This is a genomic window from Pedococcus sp. P3_C7 (assembly GCF_056402615.1).
This window is the reverse complement of record NZ_JBFUHC010000010.1, coordinates 316,051-337,725: the sequence shown is the minus strand read 5'-3', so window position 1 is coordinate 337,725 and position 21,675 is coordinate 316,051. Positions and strand designations below refer to the sequence as shown.

At 70.2% G+C, this 21,675-nt stretch carries 21 protein-coding genes and 1 pseudogene; 8 read left to right on the top strand and 14 right to left on the bottom strand.

Annotated features, from left to right (window positions below; genetic code table 11):
- Window positions 1-266: 266 nt before the first annotated feature.
- Complete coding sequence (locus AC1DS4_RS15805) at window positions 267-1,586, bottom strand: MFS transporter (RefSeq protein ID WP_477613822.1); 1,320 nt, start codon at window positions 1,584-1,586, stop codon at window positions 267-269.
- Window positions 1,587-1,628: 42 nt separating this feature from the next.
- Window positions 1,629-2,066, bottom strand: coding sequence for an SRPBCC family protein (locus tag AC1DS4_RS15800; protein WP_477613823.1), 438 nt, complete (start codon window positions 2,064-2,066; stop codon window positions 1,629-1,631).
- Window positions 2,067-2,144: 78 nt separating this feature from the next.
- Here AC1DS4_RS15800 and AC1DS4_RS15795 point away from each other — a divergent pair, with 78 nt between their 5' ends.
- From AC1DS4_RS15795 to AC1DS4_RS15785, 3 genes and pseudogenes are all read left to right on the top strand, one after another.
- A complete protein-coding gene (locus AC1DS4_RS15795; protein ID WP_477624874.1) occupies window positions 2,145-2,978 on the top strand; it encodes an alpha/beta fold hydrolase in 834 nt (277 codons plus the stop codon).
- 24 nt (window positions 2,979-3,002) lie between these two features.
- A complete protein-coding gene (locus AC1DS4_RS15790; RefSeq protein WP_477613825.1) occupies window positions 3,003-3,392 on the top strand; it encodes a VOC family protein in 390 nt (129 codons plus the stop codon).
- Window positions 3,317-4,771: pseudogene (locus AC1DS4_RS15785) on the top strand (LLM class flavin-dependent oxidoreductase); the annotation flags it as partial. The gene AC1DS4_RS15790 and the pseudogene AC1DS4_RS15785, both read left to right, overlap by 76 nt.
- A gap of 72 nt (window positions 4,772-4,843) precedes the next feature.
- On the opposite strand, the gene AC1DS4_RS15780 reads toward AC1DS4_RS15785, so the two are convergent.
- Genes AC1DS4_RS15780 through AC1DS4_RS15765 form a run of 4 tightly spaced genes read right to left on the bottom strand, consistent with a single transcriptional unit; the run spans window position 4,844 to window position 10,000 of the window.
- Window positions 4,844-5,380, bottom strand: a complete 537-nt coding sequence (locus AC1DS4_RS15780; protein ID WP_477613827.1) for a GTP-binding protein — start codon at window positions 5,378-5,380, stop codon at window positions 4,844-4,846.
- A gap of 28 nt (window positions 5,381-5,408) precedes the next feature.
- Window positions 5,409-5,780 carry a DUF742 domain-containing protein gene (locus AC1DS4_RS15775; RefSeq protein ID WP_477633192.1) on the bottom strand — a complete coding sequence of 124 codons (372 nt, stop codon included), beginning with the start codon at window positions 5,778-5,780 and terminating at the stop codon, window positions 5,409-5,411.
- Between the two features lie 4 nt (window positions 5,781-5,784).
- Window positions 5,785-6,204 (bottom strand): roadblock/LC7 domain-containing protein, encoded by a 420-nt coding sequence (locus AC1DS4_RS15770; protein WP_477613829.1) that lies wholly within the window; start codon window positions 6,202-6,204, stop codon window positions 5,785-5,787.
- Window positions 6,191-10,000 carry an ATP-binding protein gene (locus AC1DS4_RS15765; RefSeq protein WP_477646070.1) on the bottom strand — a complete coding sequence of 1,270 codons (3,810 nt, stop codon included), beginning with the start codon at window positions 9,998-10,000 and terminating at the stop codon, window positions 6,191-6,193. The genes AC1DS4_RS15770 and AC1DS4_RS15765 overlap by 14 nt, the downstream gene beginning before the upstream one ends.
- 284 nt (window positions 10,001-10,284) lie before the next feature.
- Here AC1DS4_RS15765 and AC1DS4_RS15760 point away from each other — a divergent pair, with 284 nt between their 5' ends.
- Entirely contained in the window at window positions 10,285-10,743 is a 459-nt protein-coding gene (locus AC1DS4_RS15760; protein ID WP_477613831.1) for a YkvA family protein, read from the top strand.
- Window positions 10,744-10,865: 122 nt separating this feature from the next.
- The gene (locus tag AC1DS4_RS15755; protein ID WP_477613832.1) at window positions 10,866-11,549 is read left to right on the top strand and encodes a phosphatase PAP2 family protein; all 684 of its coding nucleotides are present in this window, start codon (window positions 10,866-10,868) and stop codon (window positions 11,547-11,549) included.
- 58 nt (window positions 11,550-11,607) lie between these two features.
- Here the strand turns inward: AC1DS4_RS15755 and AC1DS4_RS15750 are convergent, their stop codons facing one another.
- On the bottom strand, window positions 11,608-13,446 hold the full coding sequence (locus AC1DS4_RS15750; protein ID WP_477613833.1) for a GAF domain-containing SpoIIE family protein phosphatase: 1,839 nt from the start codon (window positions 13,444-13,446) through the stop codon (window positions 11,608-11,610).
- Window positions 13,447-13,593: 147 nt separating this feature from the next.
- Here AC1DS4_RS15750 and AC1DS4_RS15745 point away from each other — a divergent pair, with 147 nt between their 5' ends.
- From AC1DS4_RS15745 to AC1DS4_RS15735, 3 genes are read left to right on the top strand one after another with little or no spacing between them, the layout of a single operon-like run.
- Window positions 13,594-15,300, top strand: a complete 1,707-nt coding sequence (locus tag AC1DS4_RS15745) for an alpha-amylase family protein (protein ID WP_477613834.1) — start codon at window positions 13,594-13,596, stop codon at window positions 15,298-15,300.
- Window positions 15,301-15,339: 39 nt separating this feature from the next.
- Window positions 15,340-16,359, top strand: a complete 1,020-nt coding sequence (locus AC1DS4_RS15740) for an SDR family oxidoreductase (protein ID WP_477613835.1) — start codon at window positions 15,340-15,342, stop codon at window positions 16,357-16,359.
- Window positions 16,352-17,038, top strand: a complete 687-nt coding sequence (locus tag AC1DS4_RS15735; RefSeq protein ID WP_477613836.1) for an HAD family hydrolase — start codon at window positions 16,352-16,354, stop codon at window positions 17,036-17,038. The genes AC1DS4_RS15740 and AC1DS4_RS15735 overlap by 8 nt, the downstream gene beginning before the upstream one ends.
- A 27-nt stretch (window positions 17,039-17,065) precedes the next feature.
- Here AC1DS4_RS15735 and AC1DS4_RS15730 read toward each other — a convergent pair whose 3' ends face one another.
- The 7 genes from AC1DS4_RS15730 to AC1DS4_RS15700 all read right to left on the bottom strand — a co-directional run bounded on the left by AC1DS4_RS15730 (window position 17,066) and on the right by AC1DS4_RS15700 (window position 21,582).
- Complete coding sequence (locus AC1DS4_RS15730) at window positions 17,066-17,740, bottom strand: DUF6766 family protein (RefSeq protein WP_477613837.1); 675 nt, start codon at window positions 17,738-17,740, stop codon at window positions 17,066-17,068.
- 81 nt (window positions 17,741-17,821) lie between these two features.
- Entirely contained in the window at window positions 17,822-18,205 is a 384-nt protein-coding gene (locus AC1DS4_RS15725) for a hypothetical protein (RefSeq protein ID WP_477633189.1), read from the bottom strand.
- A 20-nt stretch (window positions 18,206-18,225) separates the two neighbouring features.
- The gene (locus AC1DS4_RS15720; protein WP_477613839.1) at window positions 18,226-18,546 is read right to left on the bottom strand and encodes a phosphatase RsbU N-terminal domain-containing protein; all 321 of its coding nucleotides are present in this window, start codon (window positions 18,544-18,546) and stop codon (window positions 18,226-18,228) included.
- Window positions 18,539-18,925 carry an STAS domain-containing protein gene (locus AC1DS4_RS15715; protein WP_477613840.1) on the bottom strand — a complete coding sequence of 129 codons (387 nt, stop codon included), beginning with the start codon at window positions 18,923-18,925 and terminating at the stop codon, window positions 18,539-18,541. The genes AC1DS4_RS15720 and AC1DS4_RS15715 overlap by 8 nt, the downstream gene beginning before the upstream one ends.
- Window positions 18,922-19,815 (bottom strand): STAS domain-containing protein, encoded by an 894-nt coding sequence (locus AC1DS4_RS15710; RefSeq protein ID WP_477613841.1) that lies wholly within the window; start codon window positions 19,813-19,815, stop codon window positions 18,922-18,924. The genes AC1DS4_RS15715 and AC1DS4_RS15710 overlap by 4 nt, the downstream gene beginning before the upstream one ends.
- Window positions 19,816-19,817: 2 nt before the next feature.
- Window positions 19,818-20,900 (bottom strand): sigma-70 family RNA polymerase sigma factor, encoded by a 1,083-nt coding sequence (locus tag AC1DS4_RS15705; RefSeq protein ID WP_477613842.1) that lies wholly within the window; start codon window positions 20,898-20,900, stop codon window positions 19,818-19,820.
- A gap of 355 nt (window positions 20,901-21,255) precedes the next feature.
- Entirely contained in the window at window positions 21,256-21,582 is a 327-nt protein-coding gene (locus tag AC1DS4_RS15700) for a hypothetical protein (protein ID WP_477613843.1), read from the bottom strand.
- Between the last annotated feature and the right edge of the window lie 93 nt (window positions 21,583-21,675).

Sequence of the window (21,675 nt, the reverse complement as noted above, 5' to 3'; positions counted from 1 at the left end):
GGACCGGTCTGGTTGTGGCAGCCGCACGAGACTAGAGCCGGGTTTTCACTCGGAACACTCCAGTCACACAAATCCCACGCCTTACGGGCCGGTACGGCGAATGACACCCCTGTAGTTCGGGGAGTTACACGGATGTCTTTCAGCAGGCAGCGACGCTCCTTCGATCACCTGTCCGACAACGGTCACGAATCGGTAACGAAATCCGCATTTTCGCAGGTGAGAGGCCCTGAGCGGCCGATCTCGCCCCGCTCCAGAAGGCGGCGAGATCAGGGCGTGATGGCCTCGCCGGCTCGCAGGGCGGCGTAGGCCTCGGGATCGCCTTCCTTCAGGGCCCGGCGGGTCTTGCGGCGGTAACGGAGGATCTGCACGACACCGGCACCCCAGACGAGGTACTGCACCGACATCGCGGCGCGGAAGGTGTCGACGTCGTAGGTGCTCGGCCCACCGGGCGCCACCCTGTCGAGGATGATGCCGATCAGTGTCACGGTCGACAGCGAGGCGAGGAAGCCGCCGACGTTCACGATCCCCGTGGCACTCCCGAGCCGCGTGGGCGGGTTGAACGTCCTGGCCAGGTCGAAGCCGACCAGCGACCCGGGCCCACCGACCGCCGTGATGACGACGAGCAGCACCAGCAGGGGCAGCGGCGCCCGCCCGGGCCACAGCAGCACGACCGCCCAGACCGTCATGATCGAGAAGACGATCCCGAGGATCAGGGTCGAGCGAGAGAACGGGTACTTCGTGACGAACCCGCCAATGAGTGGACTGGTGACCACTGTCGTCACGGTCATCAGCATGAGCAGGATGCCGGCCGCCTTCGGCGAGAGCCCCTGCCCGGCCACGAGGAACGGATAGCCCCACAGGAGGGCGAACACCGTCGCGCCGAACTGGGCGGAGAAGTGCGACCACAGGCCGAGCCGGGTGCCGGGGGTGCGCCAGGCGGCGCGCACGCTGCGGGCCAGCGCCCGGACCTTGATCTGGTCGAGCTCGTGGTCGGGGTTTGGCGAGTCCCGCACGACCACCAGGACGATCGCCGCCAGGACGACGCCGAAGAGCGCGGCACCCGCGTAGGACGGCGTCCAGCCCCAGGTGTGGAGGGCGTAGACGAGGGGAGTCGCCGCCACGAGGGCCCCCAGCTGGCCGAGGAGCCCGGTGAGCTGGGAGACCATCGGGATGCGCAGCGGCGGGAACCACAGGGCCACCAGGCGCAGCAGGGGGATGAAGATCATCGCGTCGCCGATCCCGACGAACACCCTGGCCGCGATGCCCACCACGAAGGAGTCGGCGAAGGCGAACCCCAGCTGCGCGACGGTCATCATCGTCACGCCCGTGAGCAGCAGCCTCTTGGGCCCGAACCGGTCGAGCAGCGCGCCGACGGGGATCTGCATGGCCGCATAGACGAGCAGCTGCACCATGGTGAACACGGACAGCTGCGTGGCCGCGATGTCGAAGCGCTCACTGGCCAGCAGCCCCGCCACCCCGAGCGAGCTGCGGTGGAAGACGGCCAGCACGTAGACCGACACGGACGCGGCATACACGATCCACGCCCGCCGCCCGCCGAGTGCGAACTGGGTGGCGGGTCTGGTCACGGCCCCAGTGTCCCCCAAGCCCGACTTCACGGGCACCGCGGGTCAAGCCAGGTAGTCCGCCAGCCCGGCTCGCCCCGACCTCATCATCCAGCCGTGGTTGGCGCGCAGCAACGGCCCGGTCACGCGCGCGGTCCGCGCCAGCAGCACGGGGGTGACGACGGCCTCCTGGTCGAAGTCGGCGATCGTGGCGCCGTCGTCACCAGCCCGGACCCGCCACTCGCACCAGCCCTCGAGGTCACCGCTGACCTCGACCCGCAAGTGACCGGTCGACGGGTCCTCGACCTCCCGTCGCAGCACCAGGTGCAGCGTGTAGGGCAGGAAGCTGCGGATGTCGGTGCGCCCGGAGTGGTCGTCGATGCGTTCGGCGGAGCGGACCTGCGGCCACCACAGCGCGTACCGCTCCACGTCCGCGAGTGCGTCGAAGACGCGCCCGGGAGCGGCGGGCAGGCGCCACCGGTGGTGGAAGTGGAAGGTCGGCACACCACTCATCATGCTCGCCCCCGCCGGGCCGCTGCCCACCACGTCCGCCCTCGCCAGGCACCCCGGTAGGTTCGCCCCATGGAGCGTTTCACCCGGGACGGCCTGGTGTTCGACGTCGCGGACAGCGGCGCCGGCGACGAGGTCGTGGTCCTGCTGCACGGCTGGCCCCAGGACCGGCACACGTGGTCGCAGGTGGCCCCGCTGCTCGCCGCCGACGGCCTGCGCGTGGTGACGTTCGACCAGCGGGGCTACTCGCCGGGCGCGCTCCCCCGGGGTCGCGATGCCTATCGCATGAGCGAGCTCGTGTCCGACGTGCTGGCCCTCGTCGACGCGCTCGGCGAGACCCGGGTGCACCTCGTGGGCCACGACTGGGGTGGCTCGGTCGCCTGGGCCTTCGCCGAGCGTCACCCCGAACGGCTGCTGAGCCTCACCGCGGTCTCCACGCCGCACCACCGGGCCATCGCCTGGGCGCTGCGCCACGCGGACCAGGCCCGGCGCAGCTGGTACATGGCCGCCTTCCAGCTCCCCGCCCTGCCCGAGCTGGTCCTGCGTCGTCGCCTGCCTGCCGCCCTGCGCCGTTCCGGCCTGCCCGAGCAGCACGTGCAGAGGTATGCCGCGCGGTTCCGTCGGCCGGGCATGGCCAGTGGCGGGTTGGCGTGGTATCGCGCAATTCCGTTGCGCCGCAGCGCCCCTCACGATGCGACCACCTCACACCGGATCTCGACGCCCACGGCCTACGTCTGGGGCCGGCACGACCCGGCGCTGGGCCGGGCGGCCGCCGAGCGCACCCGGAGCCACGTGGCCGCCGACTATACCTTCACCGAGCTCGACGCCGGGCACTGGCTGCCAGAGACCCATCCGCAGGAGGTCGCCGCGGTCATCCTCGAGCGGCGACGCACGCTCCAGCAGTAGATTCACGCCCAGGAGGTGGGTGCGATGACAGGTGGCACCGGACTGGCACAGGTGGCCCAGCACGCTGAGGACCTCGACCGAGCGGCCGCCTTCTACGAACGGCTGCTCGGGTCGCCACCACTGGCCAGGTTCGACCCGCCCGGACTGCTGTTCTTCGGGCTCGGCGACACCCGGCTCCTCCTCGAGGAGGGTGCGAGCTCGGCCCTGCTGTACCTCGCCGTCGACGACGTCCCCACCCGCATCGAGGAGCTGCGCGCCGACGGGGTCGTGGTCGAGGCCGAGCCGCACGTCATCTTCAGCCACACCGACGACACCCTCGGGCCCGCCGGCAGCGACGAGTGGATGGCCTTCATCCGCGACAGCGAGGGCAACCTCGTCGGGCTGGTCAGCCACGCGCCGAGGGCAGACGGCTGACCACAGCGCCCCCGCTGCCCGACCCTGCGCTGGTCGTGCTCGTCGGCCCGAGCGGTGCGGGCAAGTCGACCTGGGCTGCGCAGCACTACCGGCAGCAGGAGGTCGTGTCGTCGGACGCCCTGCGCGCGGTGGTCGGCAGTGGTGAGCACGACCTCGACGCATCGGCCGACGCGTTCGCGGTCCTGCACCAGGTCGTGGCGGCGCGGGCTCGCCGCGGACTGACCGTCGTCGTCGACACCCTCGGGCTGGACCCGGACCTCCGCGACCGCCTGCGCGAGCAAGGCCGGGCGGCTGGACTTCCTTGCGTCGCAGTGCTTTTCGAGACAACCCCCGCCGTATGCCGCGCGCGCAACTCCCAGCGCGACCGACCCGTTCCCGCGGCCGTACTGGGCCGACAGCTCGCGACGTTCGGGCGCGTCCGCGAGGCCCTCGCCGACGAGGGGTGGGACGTGGTCCGGACCGTCAGCGAGACGTCGTCGGCGGCCGACCGGATGTCGGGGACCACCACAACGCCGGAGGACGCGGCGGCCGCTCGGCCGGCGTCCGCCGGACAGGTGACCGCGGCGTCGACGACCGGGGCGGGTGACCTCGGGCTCGACGTCGTGATCCAGGTGTCACGTTTTCCCTGGGGTGCGGACCCGGCCGGCTGGCTGCGTTCGGTAGCCCTGGCGGCGGACCACTTCGGCTTCAGCGGGATCGCCCTCATGGACCACCTGATCCAGATCCCCCAGGTGGACCGGGCCTGGGAGCCGATCCCCGAGCCGTGTGTGACGCTGGGCATGCTCGCCGGCCTGGACACGAACCTGCGACTCGGCACCCTCGTCTCGCCGGTGACCTTCCGCGCTCCCGGCATCATCGCGAAAACCGTTGCCACGCTTGATGTGCTCTCCGGTGGTCGCGCCTTCGTCGGACTCGGGGCCGGCTGGTGGGAGCGCGAGCACCTCGCGTTCGGGCTGCCCTTTCCCCCGCCGGCAGAACGGCTCGACCAGCTCGAGGCCTCGATCGAGACGATCCGCGCCCTGTGGGGCAAGGGCACCAAGGCACACCAGGGCAGACGGGTCACGTTGCCCGAGACCACGGCATACCCGCGGCCTGTGGGGCAACCACAGATCATCGTGGGCGGCGGCGGCGAGCAGCGGACGCTGCGCATCGCGGCGGAGCTCGCGGACGCCTGCAACCTCCCCAGCAACCTGCCGACGCTGGAACGCAAGCTCGCCGTCCTGCGCAGGCACTGCGACAGGGTCGGGCGCGATGCCGACGAGGTGGCCGTGACCGTGCTGGACCTCCCTGTCGTCGGCCTCGACCGTGAGGACACCTGGCGCCGGGTCGAGCGGCTGCGAGGTCGCACGCCGGCCACGACCTACGCGTCACGTCACCACGCGGGCGAAGCGGCCCTGCACCACGAGCCCCCGGCGTCGCGGTCAGCAGGCCCGTGCGGTGACGGGCCGGGGTCAGGCCGAGGCGGAGACACCCGTGAGCTGGGTCAGCGCGAACTCGGTGATGCGAACGAGGGCCCGCTTGGCGGACTCGCGGTCGCGGGCATCGACCGCGATGACGGGGATGTGCGACGGGATGGCGAGAGCCTCGCGGATCTCGTCGGGACCGAACTCCTGCGAACCGTCGAACTGGTTGAGCGCGACGATGAACGGCAGGCCCTTGGCCTCGAAGTAGTCGACGGCGGCGAAGCTGTCGTCGAGGCGACGGACGTCGACCAGAACGACGGCACCGATGGCGCCCTTGACCAGGTCGTCCCACATGAACCAGAACCGGCGCTGGCCAGGAGTGCCGAACAGGTAGAGAACGAGGTTCTCGGCCAAGGTGATGCGACCGAAGTCCATCGCCACGGTGGTGGTGTGCTTCTGCTGCACCTTGGAGATGTCGTCCTGGCCTTCGGACTCGTTGGTGACAAGAGCCTCGGTGCGCAGGGGATCGATCTCGGAGACGGCACCAACGAAGGTGGTCTTGCCGACGCCGAACCCGCCGGCCACGACAATCTTCGTCGAGGCGCTGTTGCGGCTAGAGGGCGCGTAGTCCACTGAGTGTCCTTTCAATCAGTTCACGTCGTTCGTCGGATGTCGTGTTTTCGGAGATGGTCGTTCGCGTCTTGAGGTGCCCGGCGGTGACCAGGTCACCCAGGAGCACCCGGGCGACGCCGAGTGGGATGTGCAGCTTTGCCGAGACCTCGGCCACCGACTCCTTGGCTGCGCACAGGTCGATGATCCGCCCCGAGAGGTCGCCCTCGGGCCAGGTCGTGGTGCGTCCGGAGGGAAGCACCTCGAACGTGGCCTCGATGGGAAGGTCGACCACGGACTCGGTGCGTCCGGACGTCAGTGCGTACGGCCGGACCAGGCGAGGGCCTGCCGACACTTCGCGTCCGTCTGGCGCCATGGGTCTAGCCCGACATCGGGGTCCGGGCAGACGCGTCGATCATCTTGCCGACGCGGTCGACCAGGACCGCCATCTCGTAGCCGACCTGACCGATGTCAGAGTCGGTGCTGGTGAGTGCTGCCAGGTGCGAGCCGTCCCCGACGCTCATGAGGAGCAGGTAGCCCAGCTCCATCTCGATGACGGACTGCAGGACCGTGCCGCCCTGGAAGAGGCGGGCCGCGCCCGAGGCGAGGCTGGCCATGCCCGAGGCCACGGCTGCCATCTGCTCGGCGCGATCGACGGGCAGCTGCTCGCTGGCGGCCATGGGAAGCCCGTCGGCGGACACCAGGATGGCGTGTGAAACGCCAGGGGTCTCCGTCGTGAACTTGGCCACGAGCCAGTCGTACTCGCCCTTGGGCTGGGCCATGGCGTCAGTGGTGTACATCGGCTTCCTCTCGGTGTGTTCCATCTTGTGCCTCGGTGCGAGCGGAGCTCACGCCGTTCTTGTGGCGGTTGAGGTTGCGGCGGATCGATTCGGGATCGCGTCGCGATGCTGCGCGGGCAGCGGGCTTCTCGTCGGCCTCGTCGACGGCGCCGGGGATCAGGTAGCTGCCCGGGCGTCGCATGGGGAGGCCGGCTGCGGACTCTTCCAGGGGTTGGGTCTCCTCGATCCGTGCGGCGGCTGACCACGCCTGGTCAGCCTCGTTGGTCGACCACGATGCCGATGCGGGCACCGACGAGTCGTCGGTCAGCCAGCGCGACATCATCGCTCGGAAGATGGGGGTGTCGTTGAGGTTCCCGCTGCGAGGCGCGCTCGCCGGCTCCTCGACGTCCTCGGGCGCCACCGCAACCAGCTCGGTGGTCTCCTCGGCTGCCGTCTCGACGCCCTCGTCGACGCGCTGTTCGGGAGCGTCGGCGACTGCCTCGACCACCGGCTCCTGGAACGCGACGACCTCGGTCTCCTGCTCGACGTCGGCGACTGCCTCGACCACCGGCTCCTGGAACGCGACGACCTCGGTCTCCTGCTCGACAACGGCGACCGGCTCGGTCACGGCCTCGGGCACGGACTCGGTGGTCGCGGCCTCCGCGCTGACGACGGTCTCCTCGCGCTCCGGCACCACGGCCGCGTCGCGGGCCCGACGGGCGCCGAAGAAGGACGTGTTGTGCGCCCGCATCGCCGGCCGTGAGCTGGGTGCGCCAGCCGTGGGGTCCTGGGTGGCAAGCGCGGACGTCGCCCCCGGGACGCGGGTCGGCAGCGGCGTGGCACCTTCCGGCCCGGTGACAGGGGCCTGGACGACATCGAGGCTGTCGACCGGCGCCGACACCTCGGCGGAAGCCTCCGCCGGCGCGTCGGCAACGGCCTCGGGTGCGCCGTCAGCAACCAGCTCGCCTCCGGCCTCTCCGACGGGAGCGTCGTCAGAGTCCTGCTCGGAGTGCTGCTCCGGGACCTGGTCGGACCCGGCATCGGCGGCCTCGACAAGGGCGACCTCGGCCACCCACTCCTCGGGCACGTGCATCTCGGTGGTCGAGTCGTGCGAGTCCATCGAGTCGCTGCTGACCGACGAGCCGTTCGACTCAGGTGAGTGGATCGAGTCGATCGAGTCGATCGAGTTGTCCTGGGCGGCGATGTCGGTGTGCGCTGCGGTCTCGCCGTCGGTTGCCGGGTCCTCGGCCCCGAGCTCACGGGCCTTGCCGGCCTCGACGATCTTGGCGCGGTGCTCGAGCCAGGCGGACAGGTTGGAGGGCATCTGACGGGGCTCGTCGACCTCCGCCTCGATCCGGGCGGCTTCGGCGGCCGCCTTCGCGCGGCCGGGAAGCCAGCTGAGCCGGCCCGACTTGGCGGCGGGGGCACTCGACTTGGCACCGGGCTTGGTCGGTGCTTCCTCCTCGGGCGCGGACGGGGCGTCCTCGAACTCGCGGTACTCGGTGATCCCGGTGGCCCGTGGCTTGCGGACCGGAAGTCCGGACGCCGAGAGCTGGGGCCCGGTGGCTGCCTCTGCCGCCGGAGCGTCCTGGCTCTGGGTGGGGGCCTCGGTGACCTCGGGGTCGGAGACCTGGGGGTCGGCGACAGCGGCCGTCGCAGCCTCGGCAGGAACCTGCGTGGCCGGGGTGTCGTCCGTCGGCGCGACGGTCGCGCCGTTGACGGCGGGCTTGTCGGACGAGCCGTTGACACCCTTCTCCGGGGCGGCGTGGCCGTTGGTGGGCGCCTTCTCCTCCACCGCCGCGTCGGCACCGTCGATGACGGGCTTGGCGGGGGTCTGTATGCCGTTCGCGGCCGAGGGGCCGTGGGCCCCCGGCGTGCGGGTGGGCAGCACCTTCTTGGCTGCACCCGGCACCGGGCTCGGCGTGGCGCCGCTGGCGCCGCGCACGCGGGTGGGCAGGCCGGACTTGGTGGTGCCGCCGACAGCCGACGCGGGCGGGGCTCCGAGGGAGGAGGCTGCCGGCGCCTCAGGAACGGCTGGAGCAGCGGCCGGGCGCGCCGGGCGCTCGCCCCGGCTGCTGTCGGCGAGCAGGGCCGCGGGCAGGTGCACGGACACCGTGATGCCCTGCTTGTCGTCGCCGTTGCGGCGCAGCCGCACCGCGATGCCGTGCCGCTTCGCGAGGCTTCCGACCACGAACAGGCCCATGCGACGGGCGGTGTCGGCGGTGATGTCGCCACCGTGCGCGAGCTGGTCGTTGAGGGCAGCAAGCTCCTTGGGCGGCATACCGAGGCCACGGTCGGAGACCTCGATGAGGAGGCCGCCTTCGGGCGTGCGGGCACCACGGATCGCCACACGGGAGGTGGGCGGCGAGTAGGAGAGGGCGTTGTCCACGACCTCGGCGACCAGGTGGATGAGGTCGGAGCCGACCGCACCCAGGACGTGGTCGTTCGAGGTGTCACCGATGTCGATGCGCTCGTAGTTCTCCACCTCGGACACGGCCGCACGGACGGCGTCGGAGACCGAGACCGACCCGGACACGCCACGACGGGTGGACGTGCCGGCGAGCACCAGCAGCGAGTCGCTGTTGCGGCGCATACGGGCGGCGAGGTGGTCGAGGCGGAAGAGGCTCTGCAGCCGCTTGGGGTCTTCCTCGTCGCTCTCGAGGCGCTCGATGAGGCTGAGCTGCTGGTCGATGAGGGACGTGCTCCGGCGCGACAGCGTCTCGAACATGTGGCCGACCTGGACGCGCAGGCGGGCCTGCTCGCCGGCGAGGGTGCGGGCCTGGGTGTGGAGGTCGTCCACCGCGCGAGCGAGCTGACCCATCTCCTCGGTCGTGTGGACCGGGATCGGTTCGAAGGCGGGGAGCTCGGTGCCGTCACGCATGGCGGTGACCGCTTCCGGCAGCCGCTTGTTGGCAACCTCCAGGGCGCCCTGGCGCACGGCGCGGATCGGGAGGAGGAGCGATCGGATGAGGGCCACCACCAGGGCCAGGGCGGCCGTCAGCGCAGCGATCACGATGATGGCGTTGAGGATCGCTGCGGTGCGGTGCTCTGCCGCGCGCTGGCGGAGGTTGGTCTCGAGCGCGGTCAGCTGCCCGTCCATGAGCTTGGTGTAGCCGGCGTTGCTGGACTCGATGACCGTTCCGAGCCCCTGGATCTGGGCCTTGTCGGGCGACGCCTGCTGGAGGGTGTACCCACGGCGGCCGTTCTCGTTGAGGAGCTGGCGGACCTGTCCGACCTGCTCGCCCGTCGAGGCCGACATGAGTCGCGTCAGGGCTGCGGTCTCGGCGCCGACCTGACCGACGGCGCGCAGGTTGGCGGCTGCGTCGTCAGTGTTGGCGAGGTTGACCTGTTCGCCGGTCATGGCGCGCTGGGCGGCGATAGCGTCCTGGAGGGCCACGACGAGCTTGGCGGAGGCCGAGTCGTCGCTGAGGCCGAGGTCGGAGACCGCCGAGGACATCAGGGTGGCGGTGTTGCCCGACTTGTCGATGACGGTGTCGGAGAAGCCGTTCTGCGTCTTGGCCGTACGCACTGCCTGCCCGAGCGACAGCGCCGTCGTGGCGCTCTCCTTCACCGAGTCAGGGACGCCGGGGACCTTGATGGCGATGCGGAGGTTCGCCGCCGCGGACTCGTACTTCGTGATGGCGGCGATGACGCCGCCGCCGCCGACGCTCTCGGCAGCAGCCAGCCGCTGGACCGCGAGGTTGTACTCGACAACGGGGCGGATGACGAGGACGGTGTCCGCGGCCCGCGAGAGCTTGCGAGAGGAGTCGAAGTCGTTCTTGACGCGGAGGCCACCGAAGACGAAGGCCAGCAGCACGGGAAGAACGATGGCGGCTGCCAGTTTGCGACGGAGGGGCCACTGACCGAACGACCAGCGTTGGGGGACACGGCCAGCCGCCGACTGCAGTCTGGACACGGAGCCACCTTCCTCACGACGAAAACTTGGGCGAACGGCAACATACGTGCGCCCACAGGGGGCAGGGATAGGTATCCAACGGCGGTTGGCACGTTTGGCCTGCGTAGTTCTGACCGAACGGACTAGACCACCCCGGAGGGGCGAACCAGCGTGCCTGCCGTGACGCCGGTATACGCGGCCTGGGCATGGGCGAGACTGACGGGATGCCCCTCCCGCGGATCGACCTGGCCGACGGCGCGCCCGCGTGGTGGTCGCTGGCCGCAACCGTCGGTGGCGGCCTGGTGCTGCTCTGGGTCGTCCTGGTGGTGGCACTGTGGTGGGCCCGTCCGGACGACCTGCGGTTGCGGGAGGCGTTGCGGTTGCTGCCCGACCTCCTTCGCCTGCTGCGACGCCTGGCCGTGGACGCCACGGTGCCGCGTGCCGCGCGAGTGCGCCTGTGGCTGCTGCTCGCCTACCTCGCGAGCCCGGTCGACGTCGTGCCGGACTTCCTCCCCGTCATCGGCTATGCCGACGACGCCATCCTCGTGGCCCTGGTACTGCGCTCGGTCACCCGGCGCGCAGGGGCGGAGGCGCTCGAGCGGCACTGGCCGGGCAGCCCCGAAGGCCTCGCCGCGGTCCGCGCCCTGGCTGGGCTTCGGGACTGACGGAGCAGCGCGACTCCGGTGTCCCACCTGCCGGCTCAGCATCTGCGCAGGTCAGCGACCCGTGGCCGAGGCTTTGGGCGCTAGGCTCGTCAAGCTGTGCACCCCCACCGGAGTAGGACACCATGGCCTTCTTGACGCGCTACACCGACGATCGCTCGTCGCCTCCAGTCGGCTCCGCGGTCCGGGACGCGTTCGTCCGCGCCGTCGCCCCGGCAGTTGCCCTCTGGGCTGCCATCGTGGGCATCGGGCTGTTGATCAAGGGACCTCTCGGCGGCCTGCCCTCCGAGGAGGGCATCAGCAAGGACGCCCAGGGCGTGCGCACCCCGCGGTGGGACGACGTGACGCTGGTGTGGTCCCACATCGGCAACACCGAGATCGTCATCGGGGTGTGCGTGATCGCCGTCGGCCTCCTCTGGTGGGGCACGCGGCAGTGGTGGGTGGCCGTCATACCGGCCATCGCGATCTCCCTCCAGGCCACCGTCTTCGTGATCGCCACGGCCGTCGTGGGCCGGCCCCGGCCCCACGTGGCCCACCTCGACCCGGCTCCGCCGACCTCGAGCTACCCGAGCGGTCACGTCGGTGCGGCCACCGCGCTCTACGTCAGCTTCGCGCTCCTGGCCCAGCGGATCGAGTCACCCGTGCTGCGCCGGGCCGTGACGGCGGTGTGCCTCGTCATCCCTGTGCTGGTGGCGTGGGCCCGCCTCTACCGAGGCATGCACCACCTGACCGACATCCTGGTGGGAATGGCCAACGGCTTGGCCTGCGCGCTCCTGGCGTGGGCCTACCTGCGTCGCAAGAGCGCCTGACAGTCGCAGGGCGCCTGACAGTCGCAGGGCGCCTGGAAGTCGTCAGGGCGCGCGGTCGTCAGGGCGCGGGCTCGAGGTCCTCGGCGCCGGCGGCGGCGTTCTCGAGGGTTCGCGCCGTCGGCACCGCGGCGTGCCGACGCAGGGCGACCGCAGCCACGTCGTCGTCATGCGTCTCGTCCGCGACCGCGGCGATGGTGCCGCACAGGCCGCGGAACAGGTCCGGGTCCGTGAGGCCGGCGAGGGCAGCCGTGAGTCGTTCTCGACCGACGTCGATGTCCTCGGTGCGCCGCTCGATCAACCCGTCGGTGAAGAGCAGGACGGTGTCGCCGGGACCGAACCACATCCGATGGCGACGACGTCGTCCCTCTCCGATGGCCAAGGGCCCACCGTCGGCACTGGGAAACTGCTCGACGGAATTGTCTGCTCGCAGGAGGATCGGCGCCGGATGTCCGGCGTTCGCGACCAGCAGGTCGTTCCGTCCCGGATCGACCAGCAGGTAGGCCAGCGTGACGAACTGCTCGTCACCGTAGGCAGCGAGCATCAGGTCGAGCTTGGTCAGCACCACGTCCGGGAGCGGGTCCGCGGCGATGTAGGCGCGCACCGATGCCCGCATCTGCGCCATCGACGCGGCGGCCTCGACCCCACGCCCCATCACGTCTCCGACGAAGACCGCCACCCGCCCGTCCGTGAGGGCGACCACGTCGTAGAAGTCGCCCCCCACCTCGGTACGGCCAGACGGCAGGTAGCGCGCCGCGACATCGCAGCCCTCGATCACCGGCAGCCCGACCGGGAGGACGGCGTGCTGCAGCCGGGTGGCGACCGCCAGGGTCTCGCTGTGCAGCTCGGAGTTGTCGATCGAGACGGCCGCCCTGCGCGCGATGTCCTCGGCGAACACGAGGTCGCCCTCCGTGTAGCGGTGCTTGGACTCCGCGCTCACCCACGTGATGACGCCGAGGGTTCGTCCGCGCGCGACGAGGGGGACGGTCACCGCGCTGTACAACGCCAGCTCTCGCGCGATCCGGAGGTGCTCCTCGTCCCGGGCCCCGGCGACGAGCATCTCGTCGGTGATCTCCGCGATGAGCTCGCTGCGCCCTGTCCTCATCACCTGCCACGGACCGCTGGCGGAGTTCGGGTCGCTGGGGTACCGCTCCGCGAGCTCGTGCGCGTACGCCACCTTGGCCGGGTCGACATGGGCCACGGCGAGCCGGCGCAGCCGGTTGTCCTTGACCAGGTCGATCGCACACCAGTCGGCGAAGGTCGGCACTGCGAGCTGGGCCACCCGCGCCAGGGTGGACTCGTAGTCGAGGCTGCTCGCGAGCTCGGCCGAGGCCTCGGCGAGGAAGGTCAGCTTGGTCTGGCGGTCGGCTGCCTCCTGCTCGGCCTGCACGCGCTGCAACGCCTGGGCGCAGGTGTCGGCCAGGATGTCGAGGCAGTCGAGCTCCGTGGGCTCGAACCTGCGTCGTCCGGGGAAGGACAGCCCGATCGCCCCGAGGGTGTCGTTCGCGGTGTTCAACGGCAGGACCAGCACCGAGCGGTCGCCGCGATCTATCCGCGGGGTGTCCGGATAGGCATCGAGGATCGCCTCACGACCGGACAACAGGATGCGACGACCCGAGACGATGACGTCAGCCGCCGGGCTCGGCATCGACAAGGGGTAGGTCGCGAAGGCCTCGGCATCTCCCTCGTCCCCACCCCGCAGCCCCATGAGCCGGATCGTGTCGGGCCCGTCCTTCAGGCTGAGCGAGGCCATGGTCGCTCCCACGGCTTCGGAGCTGTGTTCGACCACGATCCTGGTGACGTCCTCTGCGCTGGCCGCCCGGATGAGCTCGGCCGTCACGCGGGCAAGTCCGGTCAGGCGGTAGTCGAGCCGCGCCTCGATGCCAGACCCCTGTGTCATGCCGACATGATGACAGCGAGCGCCTGCCGCGGCACGGGATCGCCAAGAACCCGGCCGGACGATCTTTGGGGGTCGGGAGATCGGCGCGGCCTCCTGACCAGCGCTTTCGCGGTGGCTGGCTCGGGCCAACGGTGGTAGTGAGGACACATGCAGATGTCCAAGACGGCCGACCTGTGGTGGAAGACCGCGGTGTTCTACTGCGCCGACGTCCAGACCTTCCTCGATGCCGACGGGGACGGGCAGGGCGACCTGGCGGGCATGGCGCGCCGGATCGACTACCTGGCCGACCTCGGCGTCACGTGCCTGTGGCTCATGCCGCTCTACCCGACGCGCGACGTGGACGACGGGTACGACATCACCGACTTCCTGGGCGTCGACCCCCGGCTGGGCGACCTGGGTGACTTCGTCGAGCTGGTCCGGACCGCGCGGTCGCGCGGCATCCGGGTCATCCTCGACTTCGTCATGAACCACACGTCGGACCACCATCCGTGGTTCGTGCAGGCCCGCAAGGGCACCGACAACCCGTACAGGGACTACTACGTGTGGCGCTCGACGGCCCCACCGGACACGTCGGCGATGGTCGTCTTCCCCGACAAGGAGGACAGCATCTGGGAGAAGGACCCCCGCACCGACGAGTGGTACCTGCACAACTTCTACAAGACCCAGCCTGACCTCAACACCGCCAATCCCAAGGTCCGCGACGAGATCGTCAAGGTCATGGGTCTGTGGCTCGAGCTGGGCGTCTCGGGTTTCCGCATCGACGCGGTGCCGTTCCTCTTCGCGCGGGACACCGTGCCCAAGAAGGACCAGAAGTTCGAGTGGGACCCCCACGAGACCCTGCGCCACGTCAAGGCGTTCTGCGGGCGGCGGGGTAGCGACGTCGTCCTCCTCGGAGAGGTCAACGTGCCGCGCGCAGAGCAGACGGCCTTCTTCGGCGGAGCGGACGGGGACGAGCTCACCATGCAGTTCGACTTCATCGGCATGCAGGCGACCTGGCTGTCCCTCGCGCGCGGCGACGCACGGCCGTTGGGCAAGGCGTTGCAGGGCAGGCCGGAGGCCGACGAGGAGAGCCAGTGGGTGAACTTCCTCCGCAACCATGACGAGCTCACCCTCGACAAGCTCACCGACGAGGAGCGCCAGGAGGTCTTCGACGCCTTCGGACCCGACCCCGCAATGCAGCTCTACGGGCGCGGCCTGCGCCGCCGGCTGCCGACGATGCTCGACGGCGACCCCCGCCGCATCCGGCTGGCCTACTCCCTCATGTTCTCGCTGCCCGGCAGCCCGGTTCTCTTCTACGGCGAAGAGATCGGCATGGGCGAGAACCTCGACGTGCCGGGCCGGTATGCCGTGCGGACGCCGATGCAGTGGAGCGCGGCCAAGAACGGCGGCTTCTCCCGTGCGGCGAAGGGCCGGCTGCCGCGGCCCGTCACGGAGGGCGCCTACGGACCCGACCACGTCAACGTGGCCTCCCAGCGCAACGACCCCGACTCGCTGTGGACCTTCGTGGCCCAGCTGATCCGCCGCTACCGCCAGTCGCCCGAGCTCGGATGGGGTCGGTTCCACCCGCTCGAGCAGCCGTTCGACGCCGTCCTGGCGCACGTCGCCCGCGTAGACCCCTGGGCCACCATCGCGGTCCACAACCTCGGCTCGGAGGCCTGTCGCGTGCCGCTCTCGCTGGCCACGATCGCCGGCGACGACCTGCCGCCGATCGTCCACCTGACCGACCTGCTCGCGGACTACCGCCTCGAGCCGGTCGGAGACGGCTCGGGCGCTCCGACGGTCGAGGTCGACCTCGACGGCTACGGGTGCAGGTGGCTGCAGGTTATTCGCGAAGGCGACGAGCGGATCGCCTGACCGCATCGGGAAGGACCAACGAAGGAGAGGAGCAGTCCGATGAAACGAGTGGTGGTCGTGACGGGTGCGAGTGGAGGCGTGGGACGCGCCTGCGTCCGTGAGTTCGCGCGGCGAGGCGACGACGTCGCTCTCATCGCGAGAGGCAGCTCGGGGCTCGAGGCTGCCGTCCGGGAGGCACAGCAGGCTGGGGTCAAGGCCCTCTCGGTGCCCGTGGATGTCGCCGACGCAGAGGCGGTCGAGAGCGCCGTGGCCCGGATCGAGGACGAGCTCGGTCCGATCGACGTGTGGGTCAACGCGGCGTTCACCTCCGTGTTCGCGCCGTTCAGCCAGGTCACCGCCGACGAGTTCCGCCGCGCCACCGAGGTGAGCTACCTCGGCTACGTGTACTGCACGATGTCGGCCCTTCCCCGGATGCGGGCGCGCAACCGCGGAACGATCGTCCACGTGGGGTCAGCGCTGGCCTATCGGGGAATCCCGCTCCAGACCGCGTACTGCGGTGCACGGCACGCCGTCCAGGGTTTCCACGAGTCGCTCCGCTGCGAGCTGCTGCACGATGGCAGCAACGTCCGCGTCACGATGGTCCAGATGCCGGCCCTCAACACACCTCAGTTCGGCTGGGTGTTGTCGAAGCTCCCTCGACGTGCCCAGCCCGTCCCGCCGATCTACCAGCCCGAGGTCGCTGCGCGTGCGGTCGTCTACGCAGCCGACCACCCCCGTCGGCGGGAGTACTGGGTCGGCGCCTCCACCGTCGGCACCCTGGTCGCCAACGCCGTCGCGCCCGGCCTGCTCGATCGCTACCTGGCTCGGACGGCATACAACGCCCAGCAGACCGACGAACCCCGGGACCCAGCCGACCCAGCCAACCTGTGGGACGCGGCGGACGGTCCCGGCGGCCGGGACTTCGGCGCCCACGGTTCCTTCGACGACCGGGCGAAGGGCCGCAGTTGGCAGCAGGAGCTCTCCCACCGCCCCAAGGAGGTCACGGCGGTCCTCGCCCTCGGCGCCGCGGGCGGGACGGTCCTCGCAGGGCGGGCGATGCGGGGAAGGAAGCATGTCTGACGTGCTCACCCGCGTCAGCGGGATCGTCTTCGACCTCGACGGCACCCTGGTCGACTCGACTTACGTCCACACGATCAGCTGGTGGGAGGCGATGCAGCAGTTCGGTCACGACCGGCCCATGGCGATGGTGCACCACGCGGTGGGGATGGGGGCCGACAACCTGCTCGACCACGTGCTCGGTGACCGGCGGAACCGGAGCCAGGACAGCGCCATCACGGCTGCCCACGATGCACTGTTCGGCACGTGGCACGACCGTCTGCACCCGCTTCCGGGCGCCGGTTCACTCCTGCAGTGGTGTCGGGACGCCGGGCTGACGGTGGCGCTCGCCACGTCCGGCGGGGAACGGGACCTGTGGGCGATGCTCGAGGTCCTGGACCAGCCCGACTTCGACCTGATCGTCACGGGCGACGACGTGGCGAGCTCGAAGCCCAGCAAGGACCTGCTCGAGTCCGTCATGACGCGAGCGGACCTCGAGCCCGAGGACCTGATGGTGGTCGGTGACTCCGTCTGGGACATGGAGGCCGCGACCCGCGTCGGGGCCTCCGGGGTGGGGGTCGCGACCGGGGGGACCAGTGCGCCCGAGCTGCACGACGCCGGAGCCGAGCTCACCTTCCCCGACCTCGCCGCACTGCACGACGCCCTCCGGAGTGCCCGACCGGAAGCCTCGCCCGGCGCGTAGCTGCCGCGGCTCCAGAGGGCAGGGCGCCTAGCCCTCGACTCCCGTGCTGCTGTGGGCGCTCCCGACCGGCTTGGACTCCGGCGACCCGCGCTCCCGCAGGTAGATGCTGAACACCACCATGCTGCCGACGGCGAGGAACTCCGACTGCCAGTTCTGGAAGGTGCGATTCCAGAAGTCCGGAGCGTGCAGGTAGCCATTCCACGTCAGCGGATCCTGGAGGTCCTGCAGCTGCTCGGCGTTGTAGGCACTGCGACCGGCGACCAGCTGCGCCGTCCACGACCCGAGGAAGACCGCCCCCATCGCCAGTCCGAGGGAGCGTGAGTACAGGCTGGTCCGCCAACCCCCGACCTTGGCCCACGTGGGCGACCCCACGTCCGCATAGCGTCCGACCTTCTGGTCCTTGTCCGACCCACGACCGGCGTGGTCGAGGGGCTTGGACTCCGGGGACCCCTTCTGCAGGAGCCACACCGTCAGGAGGATGTAGAGCAGGAACTGCAGGTACTCCGACTGCCAGTTCTCTGCAACGTCCACCGCGAACTGCGACGAGGTGACGTACTCCCGCAAGGTGAGTGTGGGTAGCCCGGCGTCCATCGCCGCCTCGTTGTACGAGGCCTCCCCGGTGAGTGATTGACCGACGAGGGCAACCAGGAGTAGCACCGAGAAGGCCAGGGTGAGGCTGTTCTCACGAAGCCACGTCCTCATCGGTGGGTCACCCCCATGGCGAAGCAGAAGGTGAGTCCCAGTCCGATGAACAGCAGGTACCCGGCGAACCATGCACGCACGTCAGGCTCCCTTGACCTTGCAGTCATACGGCCGGCCGTCTTGCTGCCGGCTGCAGCCCGCGGCGGTCACGCGCCATCCCTGCTTGAACCGGGCGAGGAAGATCGTGTCCGTCGACAGGTGCACCACAGCGTCCTTGCCGTAGACCTGCACGGACTCCACCGAGGTGGAGCCCTTCTCCTCCGCGGAGGACGGCAAGGCCTCCGCGCAAGGGCCGTCGGACTCCTCGAGGGCTCGAAGGGTCTCGGGGGCCAGCAGCCCGCAGGCCGTCGCGGGCGCGGTGCTCACGGACCGGACGAACGTGCTGGCCGCTGCCTTCACGGTGGCGGCCTCGACGTTCCCCTGGCCCGCGCAGCCCGACACTGTGGCCAGGGACGTGAGGGCCATGATGATTCGGTAGCGGGATGTCATCCGTTGCCCCTGCCCTGCACGGCTTTCGATGTCGCGGAGCTCAGGCTCCGGTGTGCCATGTCGAACGTCGAGAGCACCTCCAGCAGGAACTCGGAGGCGGCAGCCGTGACCCCGCGCACGTCATTTTCCGGGCTGTCTTCGAGGACCTCGGCGAGGACGAGGTGGTGGACGTGGACCAGGTCGAGAAGACTCACCCCCCGGACGATCGCCTGGCGCCCCAGCTGGTAGCCCAGCGTCAGCGCCGCCTCACTGCGCTGGGGCAGGTAGCGCTGGAACGCGGCACGGTAGTCGAGGGTCAGGTCCTCGACGTCACTCATGCCTGTTCCCCTGTCCACGGATCCTCGTGAGGTAGTCGAGGCCCTCCTCCAGATCCAGCGCCGTCGGGACCTCACCCATCCCCATACCCAGGCGCACCATGGCGTACGCGACCTCGGGCTGGATGCCGACGATGACGGTGGCCGCGCCGCGCAGGCGGGCGATGTCGGCGATCGACTGCAGCGTGCGCGACCCGAAGCTGTCGATCACGTCCAGTGCTGCCACGTCGATGATGACGCCACGCGCGCGGTGCTCACCGATCTGGCGGACGAGGTCGTCCTGGAACCGGACCATCTCCGAGTCGTCCAGGGCAGTGTGGACCGACGCGACGAGGGTGTCACCCTGACGCAGTATGGAGACGAGGGCCGGTCCGGAGTTCACGAGCCGTCAGTCACCGCCTTGCGCGTCACCGCGTAGCCGAGCAGCCGCTCGGCCTCCTCGAGGCCGCCCTGGAGGTCGCCGATGGTGTTCATCTTGCTCAGGTCCACGCCGATCGTGACGAGGGTTTGCGCAATCGTGGGCGACAGGCCGGTGATGATGACGCTGGCACCCATCAGCCGCGAGGCGTCTACCGTCTGCACCAGGTGGTTCGCGACGGTCTCGTCGACGTCCGGGGCCCCCGTGATGTCGATGACGACCACCTTGGCGCGATGGGTGCGTATGCCGCTCAGCAGCTGCTCGGTGAGCTGCCTGGCCCGTTCGCTGTCCAAAACGCCGATGATCGGCAGGATGAGGAGCCTCTCCCGAACGGGCAGCACCGGGGTCGACAGCTCCTTGATGGCGTCCTGCTGCTGGCGGATGACGCGCTCGCGCTCGTCGACGAAGCTGACGGCCACGGTGTTGGCGATACGGTTCGCCGCCGGTTCGTACGCGTCGAGGATCTGGTTGAGTAGGGCGAAGTCCCGCTGGTACTTCTCGAAGAGCGACCGCGCCAGGACATCCCTCAGCAGCAACACGATGCCGACCACCTCATGCGTCTCGACCCCCCGCGGGATGATCCGCTCCGACAGGTCGCGGGCATAGTGCTGCAACGCTTCCACACTGCCGGTCTCGAGCACCTCCACGTAGTTGTCATAGACCGACGTGGTCTCGGCGATCATCTCCTGCGGGGTCATGGCCTCGAGCAGGTGGGCATCGCGGATGCGGGACGCCCACTCGTTGCGGAGCTTCGCGCGATGTTCCCTCAGGTGGGCCACCAGCTGGGGAAGCAGCTGGTTGCCGGACAGGGACGGCTCGTGCTCCGTCGGGTCCTCCGTGTTCTGGGCGTTCATGCTCATCCCTTCTTGTCGAACCATTTGGTCATGCTCACAGTGGTGCCGTGCTCCGCCTCGGAGACGATGGTGAACTCGTCCATCAGCCGTCTGGCTCCGGGAAGCCCGAGGCCGAGTCCGCTGTAGGTGCTGTAGCCGTCTTCCATGGCCTTCTCGACGTCCGGTATGCCGGGTCCGGTGTCCCGGGCGACGACCCGGATGCCGGGACGTGGACGTTCGAGCAGCTCGATCGTCACCTCCCCGGGTGAGGCGAACCGGACGATGTTGCGGGCCACCTCCGACACGGCCGTGGCGAGCAGCGTCAGGTCTGTGCCCCTGAAGCCGGCGCGCACCGCCAGCTCGCGAGCGGCTTGACGCACCGTGACGATGTCCGGGTCCGCGCTGATTGGCACGTGCACCTCGTCGTCCCGCACCGGCCCCCTGCCGAGCAGTGGTTCGCTGAGCCGGGCGCAGAGCTCGCACTCGAGCAGGTGTCGAGCAGCATCGACCTCACGCTGTCGTCGTCGGTCCGCGCTGGAGAGGGCCAGCAGCACAGGCCTGCATCTGTCTGTGGGGGGCTCGGCCCGCTCCAGCGCGAGCAGGTACTCGACCCGCAACCGGGCTCGGGTCCGCTTCAGCTGGGCGGCCACAGCACCGGCCGTGCTTCCGGTCTCCTCCGCCAGCGACTGGGTGGCGCGACCACTCACCTCATGCGCCAGCAGGACCTCTCGTTCGCGGTCGGTCAGCCGGCGAAGCGCCTCGTTGATGGCGGACTGTTCCTCCGAGGCGACGACGACCTCTTCGGCCTCCTCCGGCTCGCTCGGGTCGAGCACCCGGTGCCTGTTGCGGACTTCTCGGTCGTCGTTGCGCCACATGGTGGCCATGACGTTGCGGACCGTGGCGATCGCGTATGGCTCGATCATGCCGGGCTCGATCCGGTTCTCGGCCGCCAGCACCCGGAGCAGCGTCTCCTGGACCAGGTCCTCCGCCGCGGGGTGCTGGCCGACCCGGGCTGCGACGATCCGGCGCAGCATGGGGATCAGGGCCGCGACATCTGCCGCCCCTGTTGGCTCCCTCGGCTCGTCGGCCGCCCCGGCCGTGCTCACGGGTGCGACACTACGCCGCACCGAGCATTTCCACCCCTCTGACCTGCACAGTTGGCGTCCAGCGGCGACAGGCAGGACGCCCCGTGCCGTGACCGAGAGCGGGTGGACACCGCGTGGCGCCGGGAGAGGAACCTCGCATCCCGGCGCCGCGCGGCTGGTCCCGTCACCATCAGCAGGTGGAGCGCCCTCGCTGGTCAGTGGTCCTTGGTTTCGAGGGCCGTTGGGTGCGGAAACGGTGCCGGGGGCGGTCTGCGGGAAACAGCTGGCGCGCTGTCCTCCACGGTCCACGACTCCAGCTTCTGGAGAACGTGCAGCAGCCCGAGCACCAGACCCGGCGCAGCCAGCGCGACGGCCTTCACAGCGGTTCCACGCGAGCCCGACTCGTGCGGGTGGTGCGTGCCCTCCCTCCGGTGCTGCTCTCCCCGCGAGGAAAGGCAAGCGAAGGTTCGATCGTGAAACGCTCGACGTGGACGGTGATCCCCATCAGGTCGAGCTGCAGTGGTCGGACCACGGGTCGTAGGCCGCTGTCGTCACGCACCAGGTCGACCGGGGCGGTGGCGCGACGGCTGTCCACTCCGACCAGGGTTCCGTCCGGCTCACGGAGCTGACCCGTGAAGACCCCGGTGATGAAGGCACCGCGCGGCACGATGACCAGTCGCTGGAGCCGCAGCGACCCGGTCATGGCCCCTGAACGTCCCCGCGGAGATCGGAACGTCCCACTGATGGGCGTGCCGTCGCCGTCCGGGGGACGCGCACCACGCCGGGGACGAGGTCT

Excerpts from the sequence above, each read along its gene's own strand:
- AC1DS4_RS15700 (WP_477613843.1), bottom strand. The coding sequence starts at position 21,582 with ATGACCGGGTCGCTGCGGCTCCAGCGACTGGTCATCGTGCCGCGCGGT.
- AC1DS4_RS15790 (WP_477613825.1), top strand. The coding sequence starts at position 3,003 with ATGACAGGTGGCACCGGACTGGCACAGGTGGCCCAGCACGCTGAGGAC.
- AC1DS4_RS15720 (WP_477613839.1), bottom strand. The coding sequence starts at position 18,546 with ATGAGTGACGTCGAGGACCTGACCCTCGACTACCGTGCCGCGTTCCAG.
- AC1DS4_RS15725 (WP_477633189.1), bottom strand. The coding sequence starts at position 18,205 with ATGGCCCTCACGTCCCTGGCCACAGTGTCGGGCTGCGCGGGCCAGGGG.
- AC1DS4_RS15775 (WP_477633192.1), bottom strand. The coding sequence starts at position 5,780 with ATGGCGCCAGACGGACGCGAAGTGTCGGCAGGCCCTCGCCTGGTCCGG.
- AC1DS4_RS15730 (WP_477613837.1), bottom strand. The coding sequence starts at position 17,740 with ATGAGGACGTGGCTTCGTGAGAACAGCCTCACCCTGGCCTTCTCGGTG.
- AC1DS4_RS15750 (WP_477613833.1), bottom strand. The coding sequence starts at position 13,446 with ATGACACAGGGGTCTGGCATCGAGGCGCGGCTCGACTACCGCCTGACC.
- AC1DS4_RS15710 (WP_477613841.1), bottom strand. The coding sequence starts at position 19,815 with ATGAACGCCCAGAACACGGAGGACCCGACGGAGCACGAGCCGTCCCTG.
- AC1DS4_RS15760 (WP_477613831.1), top strand. The coding sequence starts at position 10,285 with ATGGGCGAGACTGACGGGATGCCCCTCCCGCGGATCGACCTGGCCGAC.
- AC1DS4_RS15795 (WP_477624874.1), top strand. The coding sequence starts at position 2,145 with ATGGAGCGTTTCACCCGGGACGGCCTGGTGTTCGACGTCGCGGACAGC.
- AC1DS4_RS15745 (WP_477613834.1), top strand. The coding sequence starts at position 13,594 with ATGCAGATGTCCAAGACGGCCGACCTGTGGTGGAAGACCGCGGTGTTC.
- AC1DS4_RS15770 (WP_477613829.1), bottom strand. The coding sequence starts at position 6,204 with ATGTACACCACTGACGCCATGGCCCAGCCCAAGGGCGAGTACGACTGG.
- AC1DS4_RS15735 (WP_477613836.1), top strand. The coding sequence starts at position 16,352 with ATGTCTGACGTGCTCACCCGCGTCAGCGGGATCGTCTTCGACCTCGAC.
- AC1DS4_RS15755 (WP_477613832.1), top strand. The coding sequence starts at position 10,866 with ATGGCCTTCTTGACGCGCTACACCGACGATCGCTCGTCGCCTCCAGTC.
- AC1DS4_RS15740 (WP_477613835.1), top strand. The coding sequence starts at position 15,340 with ATGAAACGAGTGGTGGTCGTGACGGGTGCGAGTGGAGGCGTGGGACGC.